Below are 25593 nucleotides of genomic sequence, written 5' to 3' on the forward strand. Positions count from 1 at the left end.
CGACAGGCAACCCGGACTTCCGGGCCCTTCGACCCTGACGGAGCGGGGCGCCGGCAGGTGATGATGATGATGCTGGCGCAGGATGCGCTCGGCAGGGTGCACCCCCGTCCGTCGACGAAGCCGGAGGCAGGACATGGACAACGCCGAAGGCGGCACGCAGCCCGAGGAGATCACGGTGTTCCTCCTCGACGATCACGAACTTGTCCGGCGCGGACTGCGGGAACTGCTCGAGGGCGAGGGATTCTCCGTCATCGGGGAATCGGGTTCCGCCGAGGAGGCCACCCGGAGGATCCCTGCCCTGTCGCCGCACGTGGCTATCCTGGACGCGCGGCTGCCCGACGGCACGGGGATCGAGGTGTGCCGTGATGTGCGCTCCATAGACCCCTTCCAGTCGTGCGTGATCCTGACCAGCTATGACGACGACCAGGCGCTGCGAGGTGCCGTACTGGCGGGTGCATCCGGTTACATCCTGAAGGAGATCCTGGGCTCTGACCTGGTCGACAAGGTCCGCCGCGCGGCGTCGGGCGAATCCCTCTTCGAGGCCGGCATGAAAGAACGAATCATCACCGGACTTCGTGATGCCCCGGTCGAGGATCCACGACTGACGGGGCTGACGAGCCAGGAGAAGAAGGTCCTGACACTCATCGGTGCCGGCCTCACCAACAGGGAGATCGCCACCGAACTGTTTCTCGCGGAGAAGACGGTCAAGAACTACGTGTCGTCGCTTCTGTCGAAGCTCGGCTTCCAGCGCCGCACCCAGGCGGCGGTCTTCATCTCGAGGCCGGCGGGGTCGTCTTCTCGTTAGCAGCCAGGGGGATCTCGAGTCGGACGTCGGTTCCTCCGCCGGGCGTGCTGGTGATGGACAGCGTACCGTCGCACAATTCGGCGCGGCGCTTCATGTTGGCCAAGCCGCTGCTGCGGCTGGGAGTTTCGAATCCGCGGCCGTCGTCGGTGATCCTCAGCTCCAGGTGCTCGTCCCTCGCACGCAGCATCACGGTGATGGCGTGCGCATCGGCGTGACGCAGCGCATTGGACAGCCCTTCGAGCAGCACGGCCCGCACATGATCGGCTCGCTCGTCATCGACGGCAGCATCCAGTGGGCCGGAGAGTTGGAGGACGGGGTCGAGGTCGTGGCCGTCGAAGGCCTCGGCGACGAGGGAGAAGACGGTGGAGGTGAAGGTCGGGGTGACCTGAGGGACCGAGCGCAGCGAATAAATGGTGTCGCGCAATTCCCTGATGGTGGAGTCCAGTTCCGTCGTCACCGCAGAGATACGGTTCAGGGCCTCCACATCAGCGGTGTACTTGCGCAGGCTCTGGATGCTGAGGCCGGCGGCGAAGAGCCGCTGGATGACCACGTCATGCAGGTCCCGTGCGATCCGGTCGCGGTCGCCGAAGACGGCCTCCTGCTCCCGCTGGCGATGGACCCGCAGCAGTTCAAGGGCCAGGGACACATGGGAGGCGAAGGTGCGCATCATCTCGTGATCGACATCGGTGAACTGGGGTGCGCCAGGAGCGCGGCCGATGACCAGGAAACGCCGGTCGCCCTCGTCGGGAAGCCTGCAGCACAGCGCCGTCCCGATCGTGCCGGCCGGAGCTCCGGGAAGCACCTCCGCGACCTCATCGGCGTTCAGCAGAACCGGTGACAGGGTGCTCGGCAGCCTGTCCACCAGCCTGGCGTCGCGGGTCTGTCGTCCCAGGAGGGCCTCGACTTCGACGCCGTCCGCCGCTTCACAGATCAGTTCACGTTGGTTGCCGAAGTCCCGCAGGACGGCGGCAAGGATGCTGTGCGAGGCTTCGAGGGCATGAGTGGCGAGGATCTCCAGGTCATTGCGTATCCCGTCATGCTCGCCGAGCAGTTCCTTCACCGCGTTCAGCCCGCCCTCCAGCCACCGAGTCCGCCGGTTCGATTCGTCGAAGAGCCGCGAGTTCTCGATCGCGACGCCCGCAGCGGAGGCCAGCGAGACAACGAGCTGCTCGTCGGCATCCGAGAAGTCCACTCCCCCGTTCTTCTCCGTCAGGTACAGGTTCCCGAAAATGCGCTCGTGGATGCGGATCGGAACGCCCAGGAACGACGTCATCTGAGGATGATTCGCCGGAAACCCGTAGGCGAGGGGATGCTCACGCAGGTCGGAGAGCCGCAGGGGTTTCGGCTCGGTGATCAGCAGTCCCAGCACCCCGTGCCCTGTCGGCAACGGGCCGATACGCTGGATCTCGTCATCCTCGAGGCCGACGGTGATGAAGTGGCTGAGCCTATGATCCGGGCCGATGACCCCCAGGGCGCCGAAGCGGGCATCGACGAGCTGGCACGCCGCGGCGATGACCCGCTCCAACACGGTGTCGAGCCCCAGGTCGTCCGCGATGGCAGCGAAGGCCGCCAGAAGGTTTTCTACCCCCGCCAGCGCCACCGGTTGCGCAGTCGCCCCCGTCGGCCATTCCCCTGAATATGTGGTCATCCCGCGCTTCCCGTACTGTCACCGCGCTCGCCCGCCCCCACGGGAGTCACGCTTCGTCAGTTATGACGAGACCTCATCGTTGACGGAGACAGGGTCAGAGGGCCCTAGTCCGCGCGCCAGCTGCTTCGTACTCTCGACCTATGGAAGCCGAGACTACACCTACGAAAATCCTTGCAGCCCACGAATGCTGGACATTACTCCGGGAAGCTCCGTTCGGGCGGCTGGCCCTGTGTGTGCAGGGGAATCCGGAGATCTTTCCCATCAACTTCGTCGTCGATCACGGTTCGATCGTATTTCGAACCTCCGAGGGGACGAAGTCCCGTTTCTCCGAGAGGGCTGCCGTCGCCTTCGAGGCCGACGGCCTCCTCGATGGCGACACCCTGATGTGGAGTGTCGTCGTCAAGGGCCACGCGGCGACGATCAGCCAGACACCGGAGTTGCTGGCCACGGTGCAGTTGCCCTTGCACCCTTGGGAGATGGGCCGGAAGGATCGTTTCATGCGCCTGGTTCCGGAGACGATCAGCGGACGGGCGTTCACGCCTGTCCCGGGCGCCGTACCACCGGCGCGCAGCTCTGGCCCACACGGATCACCCGTCTGATGGATCGTTGAGCTGACATGGTCGAAGGACGGCGCAGATCGTGGAGGCGGATGAATCGTCCTCCAGGCCCGGCTCAGGTGAAGGCGTGATGCCCCTGTCATCCACGGGGCCGGTGATCGCCGCCGCCATCATCGGTCAGCCCGGGTCGGTCGTGCGCCACGCTGCGGTGCTGGCGTTGTCCTTCGGGTCCGAGCTGCTATGTGCCTCCGTGGATACGACCGGCTTCACCCAACGCGACGACCGCGACGGGAAGGAACGCTTCATCCCGACCGACCCGGATGCGGTGACCGATTTCGACCAGGAAACGGTTGACCGCCTGAGGCAGGAAGTGCAGCGGGACCTTTCCGGGATCGAGGTGGCCTGGTCGCTCCGCTCACTCGCAGGGGATCCAGCCCGTGAGCTCTCCATTCTCGCTGATCGGGTGAACGCATCGACCATTGTGGTGGGTACTCGCAGGCCCGGCCTCGGTAAGCGACTGGGGGAACTTGTCGAAGGCTCCGTCGCCGTCCATCTGGCGCACCATCAAAGCCGGCCCGTCCTGGTGATACCCCTGCACCCCCGGCCGTTCCGCAGTACCCATTGACTTCCGACGGTGCGAAGTGCGGAAGCCGGAGCGCGAGCAGAGGGCTGTCGATACCCCTTTCCTGGTGAGTCGGACCGGGCGTAGACTGCGGACCGGAGAGCCGGGAAGCCTGGTCGGCCCGCGGGTGACATGACCGCGGAACGCCCTGGCAGCCGCCTCGGTCGTTGTCGCTGGACCGAGGAACAGGACCCACCATGACTTCAGCATCAGATCCGGTCATTGACGTCGAACGGCTCGTGAAGACGTACGGCAGGACCCGCGCCTTGGACGCCCTTGATCTGCGCGTCCGTCCGGGCGAGGTCCACGGGTTCCTCGGCCCTAATGGTGCCGGCAAATCAACAACCCTGCGAGTGCTCCTCGGCCTCATCCGCCCGACCTCGGGGACGGCGCGTGTGTTCGGGCTGGATCCTTGGCGGGACCCTGTCCGAACCCACCGGGATATCGCCTACGTTCCCGGGGATGTGAGCCTATGGCCGAGCCTGTCCGGCGGGGAGGTGATCGACCTGATCACCGGATTGCGCGGCGGCTCCGAGGAACGCTTGCGCCGGGACCTGATCGATGAGTTCGACTTCGACCCGACGCGCAGGTCACGGACGTATTCGAAAGGCAACCGCCAAAAGGTGGCACTCATCGCCGCGTTCGCCCGCCCCGCCCGGCTCTATCTGCTCGACGAGCCCAGCGCCGGACTGGACCCGGTGATGGAATCGGTGTTCCGCCGGCAGGTCCAGCGCGTCAGCGACGACGGTGCCACGGTGCTGCTCTCCAGTCACATCCTCAGCGAAGTCGAGCAACTCTGTGACCGGGTCACGATCATCCGCTCCGGCAGGACCGTGGAATCGGGCACCCTGACCGAACTGAGACATCTGAAACTCATCCACTTCCGTATCGAGGGGGCCGATGCCGGACAGCTGGCAGCCCTACCCGGAGTGCAGGCCGTCCATACGGACGGCGACATCCTTGAGTTCGACGTCGACGCAGCCGACCTCGCATCTGTGCTGGAAGCGGTCGCGGTGGCCGGAATCAGCGGCTTGAGTGTTTCCCCACCATCCCTGGAGTCCCTGTTCCTGAGCCATTACAGCGACTCCGTCGGCCCGGTGCTGTGATGTCCGGGATCATCAGCCTGGTACTGGTCCAGGCGCGCAGGGACAGGCTGGTCCTGCCCGCCTGGATCCTGGGCATCTCCTTTCTGGAATTCGCGGTAGCAGGTGCTGTGGCCACAGAATTCGCAGGCGACGCTGACAGGACGGCCATCATCCGCGTGGCGGCGGCGAGCCCGGCGTTCCTGTTCATCCGCGGCCTACCCGACGGGACCGGCATAGGAGAACTGGTGTTCTTCCAGGGCTATACCTTCACGGCGGTGCTCGCGGGACTGATGAGCACGTTTCTGGTCATCCGGCATACCCGCGCTGATGAAGAGCTCGGACGCGCAGAGCTTGTCGGCGCCGCGCCGATTGCGCGGGAAGCGTCACTCACGGCAACCCTGATCCTTGGAGCGGCCGTGAATCTGGTGCTGGCCCTGTGCGTGGCCGCAGGTTTCGCCGCCGCAGGGCTGGGCTCGTTCGGAGCAAGCATGGCAGGGGCGGCCGTCGGTGCTGTCGGGGTCTTCTTCGTGGCCGTCGCGGCGGCCGTCGCGCAGGTCATGCCCTCAGGACGAGCGGCCAACGGTGCGGCCGCGGGACTGGTCGGCGCAGCCTATTTCCTTCGCGGTATCGGCGATGCATTCGGCACCCCGAACGCCGATCTGACCCGGGTCACCAGCGGGTGGGTTTCACTGCTCTCGCCGATCGGATGGGGCCAACGCTCCCGTCCCTTCTCGGCCGCCGATCCCGCGCCACTGCTGCTTCTGACGGCAGCGGCAACCGTTCTGGCCGTTGCCGTCCTAGGGATCAGGAAGGGCAGGGACCTGGGCGCCAGCCTGCTGGTTGAACCTGCAGGCAGGGCACGCGCCGGCACCGGGGGTGACTCGTTCCTAGGCCTGGCGTGGCGCCAGCAGTGGCCAACCCTGATCGGATGGTGCCTTTTCGCAGCCCTGCTCGGAGGAATCGCCGGCGGACTCGGACCGGTGATCAGTGACGTGATGGGGGACAACGATTCGCTCCGCGAGCTGATCCGCCGACTCGTCCCGGGGAGCCGGGCAGAGATCATCGATGTGTTCACCACAGCACTGCTGGGCATGGCAGGAGTCCTGGCAGCGGCCACCGGTATCCAGGCGGTGCTGCGGCTCCGCATGGAGGAAACCGAGGGCCGAGCGGAACTTCTCCTGTCCGCGCCCCGTTCCAGGGCACGGTGGCTCTCCGCGAACCTGTTACTCGCGGCGGCCTCGGCTGTGGTCGTGGCCATCGTGGCTGGGACGGCTGCGACCGTCGGCCTCACCCTCTCCGGCACGGTGAACGATCCTCCGGGCCTTCTGGTAGCCGCTGCGCTGGCGCACGTACCAGCCGCGATCCTGTTCATCGCGGCAACGGCGGTGCTCTTCGCAGCGGTGCCCAGGTTGTGCATTCCGTTCGGGTGGGGACTCTTGGCGGGCGGACTGATTCTGGGTCAGTACGGTGAATTGCTGGGCCTGCCTGCCTGGCTGCAGGACGTGAGCCCTTTCCGGCACTCCGCGGCGATGCCCGTCGAGCCGTTCGACCTCGTCCCTGCCCTGGCCATGTCGGTTATCGCCCTCGCCGGAGCAGCAGCTGCGGCTTACCTGTTCCGGCGCCGCGACCTCACCCCCTGATATCGAGACCTCACCCCCTGATATCGATCGGGCTCCTCGCTTCGGGGACCGGATCGGCGCGCCCTGTCAGTCGGCGCTTGGGTGGACCTCGGCTGCCCCCCTACTCTTCGTCGAAGGCTGGCAGGAAGGTAAGCGTCCCTGCAGGAAAAGGCGCGCCATTGAGGACGACGTACTGGACCAGAGCCTCATCGACTCCCTGATACAGGAGGCCACCGGACCTGAACCCGAGTCTGCCGTAGACCTCCGGGTCCCCGATGAGCGCACACCCTTCAGCACCCCGCCGCTGCAGGAATCCGAGCCCGCGGCACACGAGTCTCCGCCCGACCCCGCCACGCTGGCGCTCCGGACTGACCGAGATCGGCCCCAAGCCGAACCAGTCCCCCGAGGATCCGGTGATGCCTACGGGAGAGAAAGCAACGTGACCGATGATGCTGCCGGATGACTCCGCGACCAGGGACAGCGCCAGATCGCCGGAAGCGCGCAGGGAACGGACGATGGCCGCCTCCGTCCCGGAACTGAACGACTTCCCCGTGAACGCTTCTCGCGTCAATGCGTGGATAGCTTCGGCGTCTCCGGGCCGCTCGGGTCTGATGATCACCGTCTGAATGGCCGGACGATCCGCGGTCGACATGTCGGACACGTTACAGCGGGTTCAACTGGACCGGCAGATGCAGTGTCGACAGTATCCAGGAAGCGATCCACCAGTCCCTAACGCCGCTCGTGGCCCGGCGGCCGAGGCTGCTCGGCGTCGTACCAGCGCAGCACGCGCAGCGCTCGCAGCGTGTTCCAGCGGCTCGGTTTGCCGTCGCCCTCCTCCATCTCGAAATGGATCAACCCCTGATGGGTGTTTTCCAGGAGCCAGGTGCCATCCGGCTGTTGCTTGTCCCGGACGACCTCGACGGCCTCGGCTAACCGCGGGTCACGAGTGTCCGCGGACCGGAAGTACTCGAGTCCGCGCAGGATGTCATAGTGCCACTGCGCCGGGAACGAGAACTGCAGCCAATCGGGGTCGACGATCTGTCCGGTACTCGCCCGGCGGAAGAGGCTCCGCGCCAGCAGGTATTCCTCACCACGGCGCCGCGCGTCCCCGACCGGCATTGTCCCGCCGGCACGTTCGTACTCCAGCAACCCCTCCAGCACGCACATCGTGGAGTGGAACGATGATCTGGTCGACCCCCGCTCGGCCTCACAGTTCCACCCGCCATCATCGAGCTGCTCGCCCAGCAGCCGTACGACGATATTCTCGACGTTCTCGCCGAAATACGCGCCGATCGCCACAGTGCCGCCGTTGATGCACGGCTCGACCTCGCCGTCGAAGAACGGCTCTCCGGCGTACTCCCACGTGCAGTGCTGCCGCACTCCGCCCACCGCGGCGCGTACGGCGGGGTATGACGGATCGATGCCGAAATCGCGGAGGAGCCGGAGGGTCGGCAGAGTCGCCGTCCAGGGCTGACCATTCGAATCACCGACGGCCGGACCCGGGGGCCGCCAGGCACTGCTGGGGAAGCAGGCACCACCGGCCCATAGTCCGTCGGCCTGCAGACCGAGGAGTCGTTTCCCCCAGCCGGCCTCGGCCACCCGCGCCCGCTCTGCTACGACCTCGGCGGCCGGCACATCCATGAGGTCGCGGAGCACCTGCCAACGGATTGCCGGATCAGCATCCAGCAGCCAGTCAGTGCCATCTCCCATAGCCCGTCCCCTCTCGCATAACGCTCCCCTCGCGCTTCGAGGAGGTCCACTCCGCATCAGGCCCTCCGTCGCGTCGCGTCACGACGCTACGCGATCGACAGTACCGACGGAACCGACGGAACCGACGGAACCGCCGCCTGCGCCGGTGTGATGCCCCGGCGATGACGAGTGACGTGAGGTCAGGATCCCCCCTTGGACGCTCTTCAGTTGATGATTCTGCCCCGCTCGTCCGAGGACAGCGCCGCTAGGCGTACTTTCCAGGTCTGGAGTGCCTCGGGCGTCTGTCGTGTCCAGTCGGTGACTTCCCCGACGATCCGGAGCGGGGCACGACTGCGATACGACCGGGTCGGATTTCCCGGAAATTTCTTGTCGGTCACGTTCGGGTCGTCCTCGAACTCTCCGGTCGGCTCGACGACGTAGACGCGCGGTGCGCCGTCACCGGCCGCAAGCTCAGCAGCGAGGCCGGCACCGTCGGGAAGCGCAGTGAAGTAGACGTGATTCATCAGGACGTCGGGACGATAGTTCGACCGGAAGCCCGTGCGAAGGAAATCACCGACCCGGAGATCGGCTTTCGTGCCGTGATAGAACGGCCCCTCGTCGAGTGCTCGGCCCACGGCGACATTCTAGAGAACGACACGAAGCAGCAGCGAGCCACATCTGATGGAGAGCCCTCGCTGCTCGAGCATCTTCGAGGAATATTCCTGGTACACGATCCGCGAGGACAAGGATGCTTTGCAGGGCGAAGCTTGAGCATGGGCACGGGTGATGTTGAAAGTGCGCTGCGCATACTGGTATACGCCTGAAAGATGTTCCGCGGACCACCCGCGGGGCTCAGCCGGCCACACCGACGAGCCTCGTGCACGAACGTGGGATCTCCTTCACAGGTCAAGCAGCCGGGCTGTGAGGGGGAACTGAACATGGACGAGCAGGGATGACGTCGGTCCACCATCCTCATGAAACCGGTCAAGAAGCCGGCCGGTTCTTCTGTCGCGTCGAAGGATCCTCCACCAGTGACCACCACTGCTTCCTCGTCCCCGGAAACCCCGGCATCGCCAGCTCACTCGTCTGGTGTCGAAGCTCATCCCGCGGAGACCGTCGAGTACTTCGTCAACTGTCCGACCGGCATCGTCGAGCACTACTTCGAATCACCGGCCCTGCATTGGTCCGATGAGCTGTATCGCATACACGGGTACGAACGCGATGAGATCGTGCCCACCCTCGATCTCGGTATTTCCCACTTCCAACCAGCTGATCAGAACGCGGCCAGGTCCCTGTGGGAGAACCTGTTGAGCAAGGGTGGTCCGCGTTCCGCGTACCTGTCCCTGCGTGATGTGAACGGCAAGGTCCGGAAGGTGCTGATCTCCGGCGACTACATCCACAAAGAGGGCGAGCAGGGCAGCGAGGCGATTGGAGTCTGGGCTCTGGTCGTGGACCTGACGCGATCCATTCACGTGGACACCCACCGGTTGGCGAACGAAGCCGTCGCTGCGTCCGCTGTGAAGCGCAGCGTGATCGAGCAGGCCAAGGGCATTCTGATGGCTCGAAGCGGGCTGACGGCATCCGAAGCCTTCGAATGCATCAGGGAGCGTAGCCAACTGACGAACCGGAAGGTGATCGCCATCTCCCAGGACATCATCGACCGCACCTACCAACTCCATCGGCAGGACCAGCCGCAATCCCGTGCTCAAGCCCTGCTCGACCTCTTCCCGGCACCCTAGAAGAGCCCGCAAGGAACGCGGAATGCACCTTCCTGATGTCAATCCTGAGGCCCTTCGTGGTGGGCGGTGGAATCATCAGGGACGACCGTCCTGACGAGACTACTGCCGGGGGTGCGTTGCTCGCTGCTCGAGTTCGTTCGCCACAGCGGCGTAAGCCTCCAGGGCGCCATAGGGCGGGAAATCCTCGCCCAGGGCGCTGTAGAGTCGGTTGCACAGCACCCTGAGCCTGCGCGTCGACACCACGGACAGGTCGACGGGAATCAGCGGGTCGGAGTCAGCCCAGGCGGTGAGCAGATCGACGTCGACAGCCCTGGCGGAGCCGGCTGTGGGGTCAGCTGTGGGAGCGATCGCGGGAAAGAGCGGGGTACCTGACATGACGAACGTGCCCTTCACGAAAAGAGTCGTGCAGGCCCGCTACTGGACCGACTCACAGACCATAGAGCAAGGCTCACCAACTGTAAAGCTAGGGGTTCTAGCTACCTCGTGGTCCTTGAGGAAGGACATGACGCACGCGCGGGGCTGAAGACCGTGCCGGGCATGGTTCCGATTCTCATCGCCTGAGCGGGACGACGTCCTCGACCGCCCCGAAGCGCACCGCTGGGCGTGCGATGAGCGCCGAAGGCGGCGTGCGCGTAGTGTGAGGACCAGCAGTTGAAAGTAGGACTGCTGACCAAATGATTCTTCTTGATGGTGTCCGGTAGCGCCTGCATCGTTCGGCGGAGCACAATCCCCAGTGAGGGGCAGTGCCGCATGACCGACCCTGACATTCCAGACGACTCCTCGATCCACCCCGTTCCACCTGGTGGAAATGCCGGCCGGACCGATGCCGGCGGCACCGGTGAGACCGCTGGCGCCGGTGGATCCGACCATGACCTGGTGGATATGCCCTCGTGTCTGCGGGCCTTCGTGGAAGTGTCCAGCCCGGTGAACGTGGCTACCGGGATCATCATGGGAACCCAGGACTGTTCCCAACACCAGGCAGGCGCGCTACTGCAGCGCGCGGCCTATCAACGAAGACTGCCGATCGAGGCGATCGCCGCCGGCATCGTCGCCAGCATGAACTCGTTCTGCTTCGAGGACCCCCTGATCCCCTGATCGCACTCCGGGGCGCGCGCGTGCAATGGGCGACGCGGAGCGCGTGAAAGCCTAGTGTTGGTTGGCAGCAGCAATCCGGTCGGGTTGCCGAGCAGCGATACACCCAAGAGAGTTGGCGGAGGAATTGGTGTGCTGAATGAGTATGTGCAGCAGTGGAGCGCGATTCAGACAGTGCGAGCAGCAGGCCTACGCATGGAAGAAATCCTCACGACGTACTTCGAGCTCACCTGCGAAGGGGACGAACTCGACGTCCAGGGGTACCTGACCGGTCTGGTGATGCTCCCGGCGCCGCAACGGGATCTACTCGCCCAGGTCATCAATGAACTGCTGGACAGTACCGGTTCTCTGGTGGATGGTGCGCACTACAGCAACCAGGAGGCGACGTCGTCCTCCGGCTACAGCGACTACCTCCGTGAGCTGGCCCTCTCCCCCGACGGCTACGACTTCGCAGCCCCACCAGCCGGGGACCACAGCACCACCAGCGCCGGCACCTCGCCTGAGGTCGCTACGAGCACAGGCGCCGGATGTGAAGGGGTGGACAGTGCCGGCGTGGATGAGATCGAGTTCCGGCGCCTCCACGCGTTGCACGAGTCGGGGCTGCTCGAGACCGGTGCGGAGGAACGCTTCGATCGGATCACCCGGCAGGCCCGGGACCTCTTCGGTGTCAGCTCAGCCTCCATTGCACTGATCACCGAGGACGCGCAGGTCATCAAGTCCGTCGTCGGACCCCTGGGCCAGGACCTCCCGCGGAACCTGTCCCTGTGCGCGACGACGATCAAACATAACCGCACCCTCGTCATTCCTGACGCCGCCGTCGACCCGGAGTGGCGTCATCACCCCCTCGTTGCCGGCGGGCCGGAGGTCCGCTTCTACGCCGGGCACCCCCTCTGCACAGCCGGCGGCTGGCGTATCGGCACCCTCTGCCTGATGGACGACCGGCCACGGACCTTCACCCAGGAGGATGTACAGACCCTCAGGCGCCTCGCCGCCCAGGTACAGGTCGAGATATGGGTCTGAACCAGAGGAAGCCGGATCCTTGGCGCGTACCGGAGTTGCAAGCAGGCTCGGTTCGGTCCCCGTTCGGTTGACCGGCTCCGCGCATGGCGCTGCCGGAAGGAGCTGGCGTTGAGGCGTATAGAAATTTCGCAGTACGGGCCCGAAGAAGTCCTCATCCATGTCAGCGCAGATGCGCCGGTACAAATCCCTGCAAACCCTGGCACTACGCTCGATGCCGACGATTCGGTGACGATCGATATCCGCGCGATCGGCGTCAATCCGGCGGACACCTACCTTCGGGCCGGCAACTACGAGTTCCTGACACCCTCACTGCCCTTCACCCCGGGCCTCGACGCGGCAGGGATCATCAGTGCGACCGGGGGCTCGGCCAAGGGCTTCGCCGTCGATGACCGGGTGTGGGTCTCCACGATCCCCGCGCGAGCGGCCGGCACGTACGCTCAGCAGATAAGGTGCGCCCCGAGCATCGTTCATGCCCTGCCGGACCACCTTTCTTTCGACGAGGGAGCGGCGGTGGGGGTCTCCTACACGACCGCGTACCGGGCGCTCATCCAGCGGGGGCGGGCCGAGGCCGGCGAAACGGTTCTCGTTCACGGCGCCAGCGGTGGGGTCGGCACCGCCACAGTGCAACTCGCGCACGCTCTAGGACTCACGATCATCGGCACGGCGAGCACACCAGGGGGCCGGGAACTGGCCCTGCAGCTGGGTGCCGACCACGCGCTGGATCACTCCGCACGGGACTATCTCACGGAGGCATACGCCCTGACCGGCGGACGTGGAGTCGACCTGATCATCGAGATGGCAGCACACAGGAACCTGTCACAGGACACCGCGATCCTCGCCCGGAACGGCAGGATCGTGGTTGTCGGAAGCCGCGGACCCGTGGAAGTAAGCCCCCGAGCCCTGATGGTCAACGAGACGGACGTGCGCGGGACAGCACTGTGGAACATGACGCCGGCAGACCTTCACGACGCGTACACCGCCATCGACGCGTTTCTCCAGCACGGAGTGATCCGGCCGATCGTCGGTGAACAGTTCGCCCTCGAAGATGCCACCGCAGCTCATCGAGCCATCGTTGGAACACACACTCCCGGCCGGATCATCCTTCATCCCTGAAGAACCACCTCGTCCTTCCGGACTGGTAGAGAAGATCGACGACGTCATCGAACCCGCCTGGGGGCCACCAGCGGCCGGTGATCGCCGCCGTGGTGATGCTCACCCCGATGGCACCCCGCCCGACTGTCACCGGCAACGAATAACCTGTGGACGGATTCATCCCCAGCAAGAAAAGCAAGCCATGATCACCCACCCCGGCGAATACCACGACGCCACTTCCAACATTCCCATCCCGCAGTCCCGGCAGACCATCGAGCTCATCGAGCAGGGCCGGCTGATGCCACCTTTGCCGATTCAGGTCGAACTTCGTGCGAGACGGACTGCTCAGGTCGTGCAGCTGTCCGTCCTCGAGCCGGCCCTTGAAGCGGAGGCAGCATAGAGCTGTTCCGCAGGTGGGCTGGTCTCTTCTCGATGTTCGCCGTGCAAAGAATCATGCGAGTCGGGCTCCGACTGGCGGCGCACCCGGGGAGAGGCGTGTCGAGGGCACAAAAAAACCCCGGCGAACCGGGGTTTTTTCTGTGCGCGGAGGGGGACTTGAACCCCCACCCTCAATAAGAGGACTAGCACCTCAAGCTAGCGCGTCTGCCATTCCGCCACCCGCGCGGGTGGTTTTCTCCGGTTGAAACCGTCGAAAGCAACGAGAGAGACTCTACCACGGGTTTGGCCGAGGTGTTGAATCGGGCCGTGCTGCGGCGGCCGGGAGGAGGCCCCGTCGTCATCCGGGCGCGCACATGGTGTCCTACACCTGGTGGGTGCCGCCTGCAACTTATCCCACCCCCCCCGGACGGTTTCCGCGTGCTTATGCTGGTCCCACCGGCCGTACAACGACGGTGCCCCGAGCGCATGGAGTGGATGACGTGGACGAGACGAATCCCGACCAGGAGCAGTACGCCCTGACGTTCGACGCGATGCAGCGTGCCAACATCTCGCCGGGTGAGCTCTGGCTGCACTACTTCGGCATGGGCGGCGGAGTGGACGAGTACGAGGTCAACGCCTATCTCCACGGCCTGATCGAGCTGCCCGTGCACGAACGCGACTGCATCTCCCAGGCCGTCAACGAATTGTTCGACGACCTGTGCCGGCAGCAGGGCGCCCCGTACAGTTCAGGCCACAACCGCCACACGAGCACCTGACGGGCTGGTACTCCTCATCCGATGGCTGCGAGGTCCGCGATCCGCGCAAGCGGTTCCAGCGACGACAGCAGGGCCATCCCGATGACGAGCGCGAACATCCCGAGCCAGAGCGGGGACGGGACGCGTGTCGCGTGCTGGAGCAGGTAGGCGTCCGACGACCGAAGGTCGCGCCGTCGCGCATGGACCCTCACCACTTTCACCCAGTCCCGGCAGGAGCCCACGAGCAGGGCGAGGCCGAGGACGAGGCAGGCGTAGCCGGCCCGCGTCCCTCCGCCGAACCAGACGACCGCCAGGGCAGCTCCCGCACAGCCGCCCAGGATGAGGACGCCCTGCAGGTTCCGGATGAGGACGAGAGCGGCCACCAGGATCAGCGCTCCGACGGACAGTGCTGCCGACGCCCATCCGTAGGCAGCACAGGAGACGAGGACCGCGCCGGCGACGGCGGGCACCGGGTACCCCCAGAACGTCGTGAAGGCGGTGCGCCAACCGCGCGGCCCGATGCTGGTGGTCGTGCCCGAATGGTCGAGGCGGAGGGTGACCCCGGTGACGCGCTGCAGCGTCAGGAGAGCCGCCGCCGCATGGCCGAGTTCATGGACGACCGTGACGAACAGGCCGAAGTACCGCCAGGTACGGCGTGGCACCGACAGCGCGATCGCAGCCAGCACGATCGCGATCAGTCCCGCGATGCCGACGTCCGGCGGTGCAGCCCGCGCCAGGCCGTCGACGATGCGCTCCTCCATCCGGAGGACGGCGTCGATAACGCCTACTCCCCCGCTGCCCGTTCCCGTGGCGAGGCGAGACGAGCGGCGATGGCGCCGATGGCGACCGCCACTTCACCGAACGACGTCGACAGGGGTGAGAGTCCCAGCCGGATCCCGTTCGGGTTCCGGTAGTCGGGCACGACCCCTTCCTGCCACAGCTCCGGCACCATCCCGGCGAAGGCCGGGTGGTCGATCGTGATGTGACTTCCCCGCTCGGATGCGGCCCGTGGCGAGGCGATGACCACCCCGTGGGGCGCCAGGATCTCGTCGACCGCCTCGACGGCGAAGGACGTCAGGAGTTCGGACTTGCTGCGCACCGCCGCCATGCCGACCTCCTCGATCAGGGTGATCATGTCGCGCATCGCCAGCATGCCCACGATGGGCGGCGTACCCGAGACCAGGCGGCGGATGCCGTCCGCCGGTTGGTACGCGGACCCCATCGCGAAGGGATCGGCGCTGCCCAGCCAGCCGAGAATCGGCTGGTCGAGCGTGGCCAGGTGCCGCTTTGCCACGTAGGCCCAGGCGGGAGCGCCCGGCCCGCCGTTCAGGTACTTGTAGCTGCAGCCAGCCGCATAGTCGACGTCCCACGCGTCCAGGTCGGCCGGAACGGAGCCGACGGAGTGGCTCAGGTCCCAGAGCACGAGGGCGCCGGCGTCGTGGGCGGTCCGGGTGATGGCCGGTACGTCGGCGATGAAGCCGGAGCGGTAGGCGACGTGGCTGAGCAGGACGAGGGCCGTTTGGGGGCCGACGGCGGCGGCGACGTCGGCGGGTGTCGCACCGCCGTCGGACGCCACGTCGATCCAGCGGAGCGTGAGCCCGCGCTCGCGCGCGATGCCCTCGACGAGGAAGCGGTCCGTCGGGAAGTTGTCACGGTCGATGACGATCTCCGTCCGCTCCGGACGCTCCGCCACCGCGGCCCGGGCGAGCTTGTACAGCAGGACGCTCGTCGAGTCCGCCACGATGCACTGTCCGGCGGCAGCACCCAGCGCCACCCGGCCCAGCTGGTCGCCGATCTGTTCCGGCAGGACCAGCCACCCCTCGTCCCAGCCCCTGATGAGGCGGCCGCCCCACTGGTCCGTGACGAACGAGGCGAGGCTGTCTGCCGTCGTCGCCAATGGACGCCCGAGCGAGTTGCCGTCGAGGTAGGAGCGCACGGCGTCGCCGTCGGTGCCGAGGAAGAGGGTGCGGTGGTGTGCGAGCGGATCGGCGGCGTCGAGCTCGGCCGCGCGGTCTGCCAGGAAGGAGCCGGTCATGGCCCCAGTCTAGGGCGGCCGGTGGAGCTCGAACCCCGGGTACGGCGCGGTCCACGCACCATCAGGCAGTGCGTGGTCGCGTCGCCTTAGTCCGCGCGCACCCATCCCGTGAAGTGCGGTCGCCGGCGCTTGGCCGACCAGCCGATCGCGTCGATCCGCCCGCCCCCGTCGCCGGGCGTCCGCGAGAACGACGTCGTGACGACTCCGGGCAGCGGCACGGGGGCGGCGAAGTCGATGCGCCAGTCCAGGCCACCGGAGGGAGCGGCCACAGCCTGGTCCACCATGCGCGCGGCCAGGTACATGCCGTGGGCGATCGGCGTCGTCCTGCCCAATGCCTTCGCCGTCGGCCCGCTGAGGTGGATCGGGTTCCAGTCCCCCGACACGGCGGCGTAGCGGCGGCCGATGCCCCCATCGAGGGTCCAGACACCGGTGGGGGTGGGCGCGGCGAAGGGCGGGCGGTCCTCGCGCCGCTGTTCCGGAGCCGTGTCAGCCAGCCGGACTCCTCGGGCCAGGTAGACCGAGCGGCCCGTCCAGACGCGGTGATCCCCTGCCGAGATCTCCGTGACGACGTCCAGCTGGGTGCCGGCCGCATGGGGGCGCAGGTTCTCGGCGTAGGCCACGACGTCGAGCGGCTCGAAAGCGCTGACCTGCCGGTCCTGGTGCACTTCATTGCTGAGGTGCACCATGCCCAGCAGGGGCAGGGGGAAGTCGGGGCGCGCGAGGACGCTCATGGCCACCGGGAAGGCGAGGGTGTGGAGGTAGGCCGACGGAAGCTGGTCCCGCCCCGCAGACCCGATCAGCCGCTGGAACCGGGTGAGCGCCGCGAGGTCGGTCCGGACACCGTCGACGCGGTGCCGGACGGCAGGGAGCACGGACGGCGCGGCCGCACGCCCCAGCGAGCGCTGCGCGGCCAGGGTGACGGCACGCCGGTAGAGCGCGGGAAGCCCCGGCAGCGCAGGCAGGACCGTGTCACGCGCCATCCCACTCACGCGCCCACCAGGTTCTGCCCGCAGACGCGGACCACCTGCCCGTTGATGCCGGCTGCAGCATCGGAAGCCAGGAAGGCGATGGTCTCCGCGACGTCCACGGGAAGGCCGCCCTGCTGCAGGCTGCTCAGCCGGCGGGCGACCTGCCGCCGGAGCGGCGGGATCTTCGCGGTCATGTCCGTCTCGATGAATCCTGGCGCCACCGCATTGATGGTCCGGGCGCTTCCGTCGAAGGCTGCGCCCTGCGCGCGGACCATGCCGATCACTCCCGCCTTCGACGCCGCGTAGTTGCTCTGTCCGCGGTTGCCGGCGATGCCGCTCGTCGAGGCGAGGCTGATGATGCGACCGGTCGCGGAGAAGACGGGCGAGGCGAGGATCTGCTCGTTCATCCGCAGCTGGGAGGCGATGTTCACCGCGATCACGGAATCCCACCGTGCCGCGTCCATGTTGGCCAGCAGCTTGTCCCGGGTGATGCCGGCGTTGTGCACGACGATGTCCAGGACGCCGTAGCGCTGCCCCACATGCTCGAGGATGCGCGCCGCGGCTTCGGGTTCGGTGATGTCGACCTGGAGGGCGGTGCCACCGGCCCGGTTGGCGACCTGGGCGAGCTGCTCCCCTGCAGCCGGTACGTCGACGGCGACCACGCGGGCGCCGTCGCGGGCGAGGACCTCGGCGATCTTCGCGCCGATACCGCGCGCCGCACCGGTGACCACGGCCGTCCTGCCCGCGAGCGGCCGGTCGGGGACGCCTTCGCCCTCCGCCGTGGTGGCTGCAGCGAACTCGGCGACGCTTTCCGCAGGGGCGACCGCCACGTCGAGGAACTGCCCGTCCACGTAGGCGCTCCTGCCGGACAGGAAGAACCGGAGTGCACCGAGGGTGGTCGGGTCCGTCGTCGTGGCGGCGCCGCGCAGGATGATCCCGTTGGCGGTCGCTCCCCCGCGCAGTTCGTGGGCCACGGATCGCAGGGCTCCGTCGACGCCCTGCCGCGCAGCAGCCTCGGCGGGGTCGGCCGTCTCGGCCGGGGACCGGAAGATACCGACCACCCGCCCTCCGGGGACCAGGAGCTTCACCGCCTGCCCGAGTTCGAGCATCGGGGCGGCGAGGTCCGCCGGTGCTGCTGCCCGGTCGAGGACCACGATGGCCGCACTGAGCTTCTCGCCCGGAAGGACGTGGCGGCGCACCTCGATGTCCCAGCCGAGCAGCTGGTCGGCGAGCGCATCCGCTCCGGCGCCCGACCCGGTGACGAGCACCGGCATCTCAGCAAGGGCCTCACCCGGGGTGTAGCGCCGGAGGACCGAGGGCCGCGGCAACCCGAGGGCCTTGGCGATCCTGCCGGGCAGCGACGTATTGACGAGGTCCAGGTAGTTGTCGGCCATCAGTTCCTCGCCTCGAGGATCGCGACGACGCCCTGGCCGCCTGCGGCGCAGATGGAGATGAGGCCTCGTCCGCCTTTCTCGGACAACGTCTTGGCGAGCGACGCGACGATCCTCCCGCCGGTGGCGGCGAAGGGATGCCCGGCCGCGAGCGAGGAGCCGTTGACGTTGAGCTTCGAGCGGTCGATGCTGCCGAGCGCTCCGTCGAGCCCGAGGACGCGCTTGCAGTAGTCCGGGTCCTCCCAGGCGGCGAGCGCGCTGAGCACGGTCGCCGCGAAGGCCTCGTGGATCTCGAAGAAGTCGAAGTCCTCGAACGTGAGCCCGTTGCGCTCCAGCAGGCGGGGCACGGCGTGGACGCCTCCCATGAGCAGGCCCTCCTCGCCGTGGACGAAGTCGACCGCCGCGGCTTCGGCGTCGACGATGTTCGCGAGCATCGGCAGGTTGTTGGCCGTGGCGTATTCCTCGCTGCCGAGCAGGACGAGGGCGGCGCCGTCGGTAAGCGGCGTCGAATTGCCGGCAGTCATCGTGGCCGGCGTGTCGAGTCCCTTGCCGAAGACGGGCTTGAGGCCGGCCAGCTTCTCCAGAGAGGTATCGGCGCGGAGATTCGCGTCCCGGGTCAGGCCGCGGTAGGGGGTCATGAGGTCGGTGAAGAAGCCGCGCTCGTAGGCTTCGGCGAGGTTCTGGTGGCTACGGTAGGCGAGCTCGTCCTGAGCCTCCCGGGTGATGCCCCAGGCTGCCGTGGTGAGGGCCTGGTGCTCCCCCATGGACAGGCCGGTGCGCGGCTCGCTGGTGGTGGGCGCGTTCGGTGAGAGGTCCTTCGGGCGGAGGGCACTGAGCGCCTTGATCTTCTGCTGCGTGGTCCGGGCGCGCGAGAGATCGAGCAGCACCCGCCGCAGGCCTTCGCTCACCACGATCGGGGCATCCGAGGCGGAATCGACCCCGCCGGCGATGCCGGACTCGATCTGGCCGAGCTTGATCTTGTTGGACAGACCCACCACGGTCTCCAGTCCGGTGGCGCAGGCCTGCTGGAGATCGTAGGCGGGGGTCTCGGGCGAGAGGGCGGAACCGAGGACCGCTTCGCGGGTGAGGTTGAAGTCGCGGGAGTGCTTCAGGACCGCGCCGGCGGCCACTTCGCCGATGCGCTCGCCCTGCAGGCCGAAGCGGGCCACAAGGCCGTCCAGCGCGGCGATGAGCATGTCCTTGTTGGACGAGTAGGCGTAGGCGCCGCCGGAGCGGGCGAACGGGATACGGTTGCCGCCGATGACGACTGCCGTGCGGAGTGACGGGGCGGTGTTCTGCGCGCCGGCCTGATCTGCCATGGGAGTGCTCCTGATACGAAGGGTGATTACCGATACCTAGCGTACCTGATACGCTGGGTATCATGAAGTCTGTGCCGACCCTGCTGGTCACCCCCGAGGAGAGTCTCCCTGACGTTCCAGAGGGGGCGGCCGAGGCCCTCACCAACGACACGGCGAACGGCACGCCGACGGTGACGGACGGCCGTTCCAGCCGCTGGAAGGAGCACCGCGCCGAGAGGCGGCGGCAGCTCATCAAGACGGCGAGGCGGGCGATCAGCACCCTCGGACCCGGGGCGTCCATGGAGGACATCGCCGCCGCCGCCGACACGTCCAAGTCGGTCTACTACCGCTACTTCGGTGACAAGACCGGACTGCAGCGGGCCATGGCCGAGGTGGTCATCGCCCAGATGCAGCAGAAGGTGCTCGACGCCGCAAAGGCCGCACCGACGCCGCGGGAAGGCCTGTACTCGATGGTGCTGGCGTACCTCCAGATGGCCCGGACCTCCCCCAACGTCTATGCCTTCGTCACCCGGGTGGGGATCGCCGAGTCCACGGCCGCCGACGACGGCACCCAGGACACACTCGCCCATTTCCTCGCGGCGGTCACCGAGATGCTCTCGCGGCCGATGCGAGCCGTGCTGCGCCCCGACCGGTCCGTGGGGCCCGATGGCGCCGTGCCCCAGTACTGGCCGGCAGCAGCGATCGGCATGGTCCGGGCGGCCGGGGAGCACTGGCTCTGCTCCCCTGACGGGCCTGACAAGCCCACCGAGGAGCAGATGGCCCGCCACATCACCGGCTGGCTCTTCGACGGCATCAGCCGGTACGAAGCCCTTGTTCCCCCGGCTCCCCGACGTTCCCCGTCTTCCCCTGAAACCCTCCGATCCGCGAAGGACACGCCATGACCCAGACCATCTCCGGCCCCCAGCAGATTCCCGCCACGGTCGACATCAGGGACGACGAACAGGCCACCGTGGACACAGCGGAGCTCGGCCAACTGCTCCTCGGCAGGTGGGCGCACGTGCGGCGGGTTGCGCGGGAACTCGTCGGCCGCCCCGAGCTGCACAAGATCGAGGGGCTCACCCATCACGACCACCGCCGGCGGTGCCTCGACCAGCTCCACTACCTGGTGGAGCAGAAGGCGGTCCACCGCGCCTTCCCGACAGCCTTCGGCGGGGACGGCGACCACGGCGGCAACGTCGCAGGGTTCGAGGAACTCGTCGTCGCCGACCCCTCGCTCCAGATCAAGGCCGGCGTGCAGTGGGGGCTCTTCGGCTCGGCCGTCATGCACCTGGGCACCGAGAAGCACCACGAGGCCTGGCTACCCGGCATCATGAACATGGAGATCCCGGGCTGCTTCGCGATGACCGAGACGGGCCACGGCAGCGACGTCGCGAGCATCGCGACCACGGCCACCTTCGACCCGGCGACCGACGAGTTCGTCATCCACACGCCCTTCCGGGCTGCCTGGAAGGACTACATCGGCAACGGGGCCATCGACGGGCGCGCCGCCGTCGTCTTCGCGCAGCTCATCACCAACGGGGTCAACCACGGCGTGCACGGCCTCTACGTGGAACTGCGCAACGAGGACGGAACCTTCAAGCCCGGGGTGGGCGGCGAGGACGACGGGATCAAGGGCGGCCTCAACGGCATCGACAATGGCCGGCTGCACTTCACGGACGTCCGGGTGCCCCGCACCAACCTGCTGAACCGCTACGGCGACGTCGCACCGGACGGCTCCTACTCCTCGCCCATCGCCTCCCCTGGCCGCCGCTTCTTCACCATGCTCGGGACCCTCGTGCAGGGCCGCGTCTCGCTCGACGGCGCCGCCGTCGCCGCGAGCAAGCTCGCGCTGACCGCGGCCATCACCTACTCCACCCAGCGCCGCCAGTTCAACGCGTCGTCGGACCTCAGGGAAGAGGTGCTGATGGACTACCAGCGGCACCAGCGCCGGCTCCTGCCGCGCCTCGCAGCAACCTACGCCGCGGCCTTCGCCCACGAGGAACTCCTCGAGAAGCTCGACGACGTGTTCTCCGGCGACCACGACACCGACGAGGACCGCCAGGACCTCGAGACGCTGGCCGCCGCCTTCAAGCCGCTCAGCACCTGGCTGGCGCTCGACACGCTGCAGGAGTGCCGCGAGGCGACGGGTGGCCAGGGCTTCCTCATCGAGAACCGGTTCGCGTCACTGCGCGCCGACCTGGACGTCTACGTCACGTTCGAGGGCGACAACAACGTCCTGCTGCAGCTCGTCGCCAAGCGCCTGCTGACCGACTACGCGAAGGAGTTCAAGGGCGTCGACTTCGGCGTCCTTGCGCGGTACGCGGTGTCCCAGGCAGCAGGCAGGACCCTCCACCGCTCGGGCCTCCGCCGCGTCGCGCAGACCGTCGCGGATTCCGGGTCCGGGAAGAAGTCGGCCATCGCACTGCGTGACGAGGACACGCAGCACGAACTCCTGACGGACCGGGTGCAGTCCCGCGTGGCGGAACTCGCCGCCGAACTGCGTGGCGCCAAGGGCAAGTCGCAGGAGGAGTCGGCGGCCCTGTTCAACGAGCACCAGAACGAGCTCATCGAGGTGGCCCACGCCCACGCCGAGCTGCTGCAGTGGGAGGCGTTCACACGGGGCCTCCAGCAGATCAAGGACCCGGGCACGCGGGAGATCCTCACGCGCCTGCGCGACCTGTTCGGCCTGTGCCTGATCGAGAAGGACCTGGCCTGGTTCCTCATGAACGGACGGCTGTCCTCCCAGCGAGCGCGGACACTCGACGGCTACATCAACCGCCTGCTGGCCAAGATCCGTCCGCATGCCCTCGACCTCGTCGAAGCCTTCGGGTACGGGCCCGAGCACGTGCGCTCCGCCATCGCCGGCGGTGCGGAGCAGCAGCGCCAGGAGGAAGCCGTCGAGTACGCACGGCGCCACCGCGCGAGCGGGGACGCCCCGATCGACGAGAAGACGCTCCTGGCGCGCTCAGCCACGGAGAGGAAAGCCCGCAAGGCCGGAAGGGCGCGCGCCAAGCGCTGACGCGCGGCTACAGCACCGCGGGCACCGCACATGGGAAAGGCCCGGCAATCCGGGCCTTTCTCCGTGCGGAGCTCCTGCCGGGAGCAACTGCCTGCCTACTGTCCCGGGCACCGACGCCCGGACCCGGGCATTGCCGGCGTCAGAGGACGCTGCGGTACACCCCGAGCGTCGTCTCCGCGATCGAGCCCCAGTCGAAGTGCCGCTCCGCCCGCTCGCGCCCTGCCGCGCCCATGGCGGTCGCCCTCGCGGGGTCCTCGACGAGAGCGTTGAGCGCCGCAGCGAAATCGGCCACGAACTTCTCCGGGTCCAGGGGCGTCCCCGTGCCGTCCTGGACCTGTTCGAGGGGCACCAGGGTTCCGGTCACGCCGTCGTCGATCACCTCCGGGATGCCTCCCGTGGCCGAGGCGACGACGGCGGCGCCGCAGGCCATCGCCTCGAGGTTAACGATGCCGAGGGGTTCGTAGATGGACGGGCAGGCGAACACGGTGGCGTGACTGAGGATCTGGATGACCTCGCGCCGCGGCAGCATCTTCTCGATCAGCACCACGGAGCCGCGCCGCTCGCGCAGGTCCGAGATGAGCACCTCGGTCTCGGCCGCCAGCTCCGGTGTGTCGGCGGCGCCGAGGCAGAGGACGAGCTGCACGTCGGCCGGCAGGTGGGCGGCGGCACGGAGGAGGTACGGCACTCCCTTCTGCCGCGTATTGCGGCCCACGAAGACCACGCTCGGGCGGTCCGGGTCGATGCCGTGGGCGCGGAGGGCGTCGTCGTCCTCGTCGCGCGACCACTGCGCGACGTCGATGCCGTTGTGGACCACGTGCACCTTGCCGGGGTCGACGTCGGGATAGCTGCGGAGGATGTCGGCCCGCATGCCGGCGGACACGGCGATGACGGCCGCGGCCGCCTCGTAGGAGGTCTTCTCCACCCAGGACGAGAGGGCGTAGCCGCCACCGAGCTGCTCGGCCTTCCAGGGGCGCAGCGGCTCGAGGCTGTGCGCGCTCAGGACGTGCGGGATGCCGTGCAGCAAGGACGCGAGGTGCCCGGCCATGTTGGCGTACCAGGTGTGCGAGTGCACGAGGTCGGCGCCACCGATGGCGTCCAGCATCTGGAGGTCTGTGCCGAGGGTCTGCACGGCGGCGTTCGCTCCGGCGAGCCCCTCCGGAACGCCGTACGAACGCACGGATGCGCCGTGGTAGTCCTCCGGCCGGGCTGCACCGAATGCGTGGACCCGGAGGTCCACCTGCGGCGCAAGGACCCTGCTCAGTTCGGCGACGTGCACCCCCGCGCCACCATAGATCTCGGGCGGGAACTCCTTGGTCACAATGTCTACTCGCACCATCCCAACGTAGTGCAGTGCGCCGGAGTCCTCTAGTGTGAAGTGACCGGAAGGGTTCCGGGTGTGTGGACCGACGCTTGATCGACCACAGGTCGCCAAGGCAGAACACTCAAGGAAGAGCGGGGGGTCGATAGTGGCACCGAAGAAAGTACTTGCCGTGGTGTTGGCAGGCGGAGAAGGCAAGCGGCTGATGCCGCTGACCGCGGACAGGGCCAAGCCGGCCGTGCCCTTCGCGGGGAGCTACCGCCTGATCGACTTCGCGCTGTCGAACCTCGTCAACTCGGGATACCTCCAGATCGTGGTGCTGACGCAGTACAAGTCGCACAGCCTCGACCGGCACGTCTCGGAGACCTGGCGGATGTCCACGCAGTTGCAGCAGTACATCGCCTCGGTCCCCGCGCAGCAGCGCCGCGGCAAGAGCTGGTTCCTCGGCAGCGCGAACGCGATCTACCAGTCCCTGAACCTGATCCACGACGCCCAACCCGACATCGTCGTCGTGATCGGCGCCGACCACGTGTACCGCATGGACTTCAGCCAGATGGTCGAGGCACACATTCAGAGCGGCGCCTCCGTGAGCGTCGCGGCGGTCCGGCAGCCGATGAACCTCGTGGACCAGTTCGGTGTCATCGAGACAGATCAGAACGATCCCGGACGCATCGCGGCCTTCGTCGAGAAGCCGAAGACGACGCCGGGCCTGCCGGACGACCCCAACAGCTTCCTCGCCTCCATGGGCAACTACGTCTTCACCACCGATGCTCTGCTGAAGGCGCTGGAGGACGACGCCGCACGGCTCGATACCAAGCACGACATGGGCGGGGACATCATCCCCTACTTCGTCGAGCGGAACGACGCCGCGGTGTACGACTTCACGACCAACGAAATTCCCGGTTCCACCGAACGCGACCGCCAGTACTGGCGGGACGTCGGCACCATGGATTCGTACTACGACGCCAACATGGACCTCATCTCGCCCCTGCCGCTCTTCAACCTCTACAACCTGCAGTGGCCCATCTACACGCGCCAGAGCGTCTCGCCACCGGCGAAGTTCGTGCGCAGCGCGTCGGGCCGTCCCGGCGAGGCGCACGACTCGATCGTCTCGGCCGGCGTCGTCGTCTCCGGCGGCGCCGTGAACACCTCCATCCTTGCAACGGATGTGTTCGTCGACGAGTCCGCCGAAGTGACGGGATGCGTGCTCCTCGACAAGGTCACCGTCGGCGCCGGTGCAGTGGTCCGTCGTGCCATCATCGACAAGAACGTCCGCATCCCTGCGGGCGCACAGATCGGCGTCGACTTCGAGCTGGACCGCAGCCGCGGCTTCGCGGTCACCGATTCAGGGCTGACGATCGTCAGCAAGGGCCAGGTCGTCGCGCCGGCCTACCCCGTGGTCTGACGCACACGCAGAGAGGCCCCCGGCACGTGCCGGGGGCCTCTCTGCGTGCGGGTCCGCA

25 protein-coding genes and 1 tRNA gene are annotated in these 25593 nt (G+C 67.5%); 14 read left to right on the forward strand and 12 right to left on the reverse strand.

The window, feature by feature from the left end; translation table 11 throughout:
* Nucleotides 1-133 precede the first annotated feature (133 nt).
* Nucleotides 134-805 carry a response regulator gene (locus tag P5G52_RS12255; protein ID WP_301227733.1) on the forward strand — a complete coding sequence of 224 codons (672 nt, stop codon included), beginning with the start codon at nt 134-136 and terminating at the stop codon, nt 803-805.
* On the opposite strand, the gene P5G52_RS12260 is transcribed toward P5G52_RS12255, so the two are convergent.
* A complete protein-coding gene (locus tag P5G52_RS12260) occupies nt 771-2453 on the reverse strand; it encodes a GAF domain-containing sensor histidine kinase (protein WP_301227735.1) in 1683 nt (560 codons plus the stop codon). The two genes, P5G52_RS12255 and P5G52_RS12260, sit on opposite strands and share 35 nt — an antisense overlap.
* Before the next feature lie 140 nt (nt 2454-2593).
* Between P5G52_RS12260 and P5G52_RS12265 the strand changes: the two genes are divergently transcribed.
* The 4 genes from P5G52_RS12265 (at nt 2594) to P5G52_RS12280 (ending at nt 6357) form a co-directional block, all read left to right on the forward strand.
* Nucleotides 2594-3052: a pyridoxamine 5'-phosphate oxidase family protein gene (locus tag P5G52_RS12265; protein ID WP_301227737.1), complete on the forward strand. Its 459-nt coding sequence runs from the start codon at nt 2594-2596 to the stop codon at nt 3050-3052.
* A 112-nt stretch (nt 3053-3164) separates the two neighbouring features.
* Nucleotides 3165-3635, forward strand: coding sequence for a universal stress protein (locus tag P5G52_RS12270; protein WP_301227739.1), 471 nt, complete (start codon nt 3165-3167; stop codon nt 3633-3635).
* A gap of 194 nt (nt 3636-3829) precedes the next feature.
* Nucleotides 3830-4738 carry an ABC transporter ATP-binding protein gene (locus P5G52_RS12275; protein WP_301227741.1) on the forward strand — a complete coding sequence of 303 codons (909 nt, stop codon included), beginning with the start codon at nt 3830-3832 and terminating at the stop codon, nt 4736-4738.
* On the forward strand, nt 4738-6357 hold the full coding sequence (locus P5G52_RS12280; protein WP_301227743.1) for an ABC transporter permease subunit: 1620 nt from the start codon (nt 4738-4740) through the stop codon (nt 6355-6357). The genes P5G52_RS12275 and P5G52_RS12280 overlap by 1 nt, the downstream gene beginning before the upstream one ends.
* A gap of 100 nt (nt 6358-6457) precedes the next feature.
* Here P5G52_RS12280 and P5G52_RS12285 read toward each other — a convergent pair whose 3' ends face one another.
* The 3 genes from P5G52_RS12285 to arr form a co-directional block, all read right to left on the reverse strand.
* Nucleotides 6458-6988, reverse strand: coding sequence for a GNAT family N-acetyltransferase (locus tag P5G52_RS12285; RefSeq protein ID WP_301227745.1), 531 nt, complete (start codon nt 6986-6988; stop codon nt 6458-6460).
* A gap of 77 nt (nt 6989-7065) precedes the next feature.
* Nucleotides 7066-8046 carry a hypothetical protein gene (locus P5G52_RS12290; RefSeq protein WP_301227747.1) on the reverse strand — a complete coding sequence of 327 codons (981 nt, stop codon included), beginning with the start codon at nt 8044-8046 and terminating at the stop codon, nt 7066-7068.
* Between the two features lie 203 nt (nt 8047-8249).
* Entirely contained in the window at nt 8250-8660 is a 411-nt protein-coding gene (gene arr / locus P5G52_RS12295; RefSeq protein ID WP_301227749.1) for an NAD(+)--rifampin ADP-ribosyltransferase, read from the reverse strand.
* Nucleotides 8661-9056: 396 nt separating this feature from the next.
* Between arr and P5G52_RS12300 the strand changes: the two genes are divergently transcribed.
* Complete coding sequence (locus P5G52_RS12300) at nt 9057-9764, forward strand: PAS and ANTAR domain-containing protein (RefSeq protein ID WP_301227751.1); 708 nt, start codon at nt 9057-9059, stop codon at nt 9762-9764.
* 99 nt (nt 9765-9863) lie between these two features.
* Here P5G52_RS12300 and P5G52_RS12305 read toward each other — a convergent pair whose 3' ends face one another.
* Nucleotides 9864-10139: a hypothetical protein gene (locus P5G52_RS12305; protein WP_301227752.1), complete on the reverse strand. Its 276-nt coding sequence runs from the start codon at nt 10137-10139 to the stop codon at nt 9864-9866.
* 375 nt (nt 10140-10514) lie between these two features.
* Between P5G52_RS12305 and P5G52_RS12310 the strand changes: the two genes are divergently transcribed.
* The 4 genes from P5G52_RS12310 (at nt 10515) to P5G52_RS12325 (ending at nt 13368) form a co-directional block, all read left to right on the forward strand.
* Nucleotides 10515-10859, forward strand: coding sequence for an ANTAR domain-containing protein (locus tag P5G52_RS12310; protein WP_301227754.1), 345 nt, complete (start codon nt 10515-10517; stop codon nt 10857-10859).
* 192 nt (nt 10860-11051) lie between these two features.
* Complete coding sequence (locus tag P5G52_RS12315; protein ID WP_301227757.1) at nt 11052-11876, forward strand: GAF domain-containing protein; 825 nt, start codon at nt 11052-11054, stop codon at nt 11874-11876.
* 225 nt (nt 11877-12101) lie between these two features.
* Complete coding sequence (locus tag P5G52_RS12320) at nt 12102-12989, forward strand: NADPH:quinone reductase (RefSeq protein WP_301227759.1); 888 nt, start codon at nt 12102-12104, stop codon at nt 12987-12989.
* Between the two features lie 181 nt (nt 12990-13170).
* A complete protein-coding gene (locus P5G52_RS12325) occupies nt 13171-13368 on the forward strand; it encodes a hypothetical protein (protein ID WP_301227761.1) in 198 nt (65 codons plus the stop codon).
* Between the two features lie 140 nt (nt 13369-13508).
* Here the strand turns inward: P5G52_RS12325 and P5G52_RS12330 are convergent.
* Nucleotides 13509-13592, reverse strand: a tRNA-Leu gene (locus P5G52_RS12330).
* A gap of 254 nt (nt 13593-13846) precedes the next feature.
* Here P5G52_RS12330 and P5G52_RS12335 point away from each other — a divergent pair.
* Nucleotides 13847-14122, forward strand: coding sequence for a hypothetical protein (locus P5G52_RS12335; RefSeq protein WP_301227763.1), 276 nt, complete (start codon nt 13847-13849; stop codon nt 14120-14122).
* 14 nt (nt 14123-14136) lie between these two features.
* On the opposite strand, the gene P5G52_RS12340 is transcribed toward P5G52_RS12335, so the two are convergent.
* The 5 genes from P5G52_RS12340 to P5G52_RS12360 all read right to left on the reverse strand — a co-directional run bounded on the left by P5G52_RS12340 (nt 14137) and on the right by P5G52_RS12360 (nt 19814).
* Nucleotides 14137-14862 (reverse strand): M50 family metallopeptidase, encoded by a 726-nt coding sequence (locus P5G52_RS12340; RefSeq protein WP_301227765.1) that lies wholly within the window; start codon nt 14860-14862, stop codon nt 14137-14139.
* 23 nt (nt 14863-14885) lie between these two features.
* On the reverse strand, nt 14886-16136 hold the full coding sequence (locus tag P5G52_RS12345) for a kynureninase (RefSeq protein WP_301227767.1): 1251 nt from the start codon (nt 16134-16136) through the stop codon (nt 14886-14888).
* Nucleotides 16137-16222: 86 nt separating this feature from the next.
* On the reverse strand, nt 16223-17116 hold the full coding sequence (locus P5G52_RS12350; protein WP_301227769.1) for a MaoC/PaaZ C-terminal domain-containing protein: 894 nt from the start codon (nt 17114-17116) through the stop codon (nt 16223-16225).
* Between the two features lie 5 nt (nt 17117-17121).
* Entirely contained in the window at nt 17122-18498 is a 1377-nt protein-coding gene (locus tag P5G52_RS12355) for a 3-oxoacyl-ACP reductase (protein WP_301227770.1), read from the reverse strand.
* Nucleotides 18498-19814, reverse strand: a complete 1317-nt coding sequence (locus P5G52_RS12360; RefSeq protein ID WP_301227772.1) for an acetyl-CoA C-acetyltransferase — start codon at nt 19812-19814, stop codon at nt 18498-18500. Before P5G52_RS12360 ends, P5G52_RS12355 begins: the two co-directional genes overlap by 1 nt.
* Nucleotides 19815-19876: 62 nt before the next feature.
* On the opposite strand from P5G52_RS12360, the gene P5G52_RS12365 reads away from it, so the two are divergent.
* Both P5G52_RS12365 and P5G52_RS12370 read left to right on the forward strand, forming a co-directional pair.
* Nucleotides 19877-20695, forward strand: a complete 819-nt coding sequence (locus P5G52_RS12365) for a TetR/AcrR family transcriptional regulator (RefSeq protein ID WP_301227774.1) — start codon at nt 19877-19879, stop codon at nt 20693-20695.
* Nucleotides 20692-22812: an acyl-CoA dehydrogenase family protein gene (locus P5G52_RS12370; protein ID WP_301227776.1), complete on the forward strand. Its 2121-nt coding sequence runs from the start codon at nt 20692-20694 to the stop codon at nt 22810-22812. Before P5G52_RS12365 ends, P5G52_RS12370 begins: the two co-directional genes overlap by 4 nt.
* A 139-nt stretch (nt 22813-22951) precedes the next feature.
* On the opposite strand, the gene glgA is transcribed toward P5G52_RS12370, so the two are convergent.
* Complete coding sequence (gene glgA / locus P5G52_RS12375; RefSeq protein WP_301227778.1) at nt 22952-24145, reverse strand: glycogen synthase; 1194 nt, start codon at nt 24143-24145, stop codon at nt 22952-22954.
* A 130-nt stretch (nt 24146-24275) separates the two neighbouring features.
* On the opposite strand from glgA, the gene glgC reads away from it, so the two are divergent.
* On the forward strand, nt 24276-25535 hold the full coding sequence (glgC, locus tag P5G52_RS12380) for a glucose-1-phosphate adenylyltransferase (protein WP_301228790.1): 1260 nt from the start codon (nt 24276-24278) through the stop codon (nt 25533-25535).
* Nucleotides 25536-25593 lie beyond the last annotated feature (58 nt).

It is taken from the genome of Arthrobacter burdickii (assembly GCF_030433645.1).
GTDB lineage: Bacteria > Actinomycetota > Actinomycetes > Actinomycetales > Micrococcaceae > Arthrobacter_D > Arthrobacter_D burdickii.

Bases quoted from the DNA above. Each gene is read 5' to 3' on its own strand.
- P5G52_RS12310 (WP_301227754.1), top strand. From the start codon at position 10,515: ATGACCGACCCTGACATTCCAGACGACTCCTCGATCCACCCCGTTCCA.
- P5G52_RS12360 (WP_301227772.1), bottom strand. From the start codon at position 19,814: ATGGCAGATCAGGCCGGCGCGCAGAACACCGCCCCGTCACTCCGCACG.
- P5G52_RS12355 (WP_301227770.1), bottom strand. From the start codon at position 18,498: ATGGCCGACAACTACCTGGACCTCGTCAATACGTCGCTGCCCGGCAGG.
- P5G52_RS12345 (WP_301227767.1), bottom strand. From the start codon at position 16,136: ATGACCGGCTCCTTCCTGGCAGACCGCGCGGCCGAGCTCGACGCCGCC.
- P5G52_RS12260 (WP_301227735.1), bottom strand. From the start codon at position 2,453: ATGACCACATATTCAGGGGAATGGCCGACGGGGGCGACTGCGCAACCG.
- P5G52_RS12315 (WP_301227757.1), top strand. From the start codon at position 11,052: ATGGAAGAAATCCTCACGACGTACTTCGAGCTCACCTGCGAAGGGGAC.
- P5G52_RS12305 (WP_301227752.1), bottom strand. From the start codon at position 10,139: ATGTCAGGTACCCCGCTCTTTCCCGCGATCGCTCCCACAGCTGACCCC.
- P5G52_RS12340 (WP_301227765.1), bottom strand. From the start codon at position 14,862: ATGGAGGAGCGCATCGTCGACGGCCTGGCGCGGGCTGCACCGCCGGAC.
- P5G52_RS12365 (WP_301227774.1), top strand. From the start codon at position 19,877: ATGAAGTCTGTGCCGACCCTGCTGGTCACCCCCGAGGAGAGTCTCCCT.
- P5G52_RS12275 (WP_301227741.1), top strand. From the start codon at position 3,830: ATGACTTCAGCATCAGATCCGGTCATTGACGTCGAACGGCTCGTGAAG.
- P5G52_RS12350 (WP_301227769.1), bottom strand. From the start codon at position 17,116: ATGGCGCGTGACACGGTCCTGCCTGCGCTGCCGGGGCTTCCCGCGCTC.
- P5G52_RS12290 (WP_301227747.1), bottom strand. From the start codon at position 8,046: ATGGGAGATGGCACTGACTGGCTGCTGGATGCTGATCCGGCAATCCGT.
- P5G52_RS12325 (WP_301227761.1), top strand. From the start codon at position 13,171: ATGATCACCCACCCCGGCGAATACCACGACGCCACTTCCAACATTCCC.
- P5G52_RS12285 (WP_301227745.1), bottom strand. From the start codon at position 6,988: ATGTCGACCGCGGATCGTCCGGCCATTCAGACGGTGATCATCAGACCC.
- P5G52_RS12265 (WP_301227737.1), top strand. From the start codon at position 2,594: ATGGAAGCCGAGACTACACCTACGAAAATCCTTGCAGCCCACGAATGC.
- P5G52_RS12255 (WP_301227733.1), top strand. From the start codon at position 134: ATGGACAACGCCGAAGGCGGCACGCAGCCCGAGGAGATCACGGTGTTC.
- P5G52_RS12280 (WP_301227743.1), top strand. From the start codon at position 4,738: ATGTCCGGGATCATCAGCCTGGTACTGGTCCAGGCGCGCAGGGACAGG.
- P5G52_RS12370 (WP_301227776.1), top strand. From the start codon at position 20,692: ATGACCCAGACCATCTCCGGCCCCCAGCAGATTCCCGCCACGGTCGAC.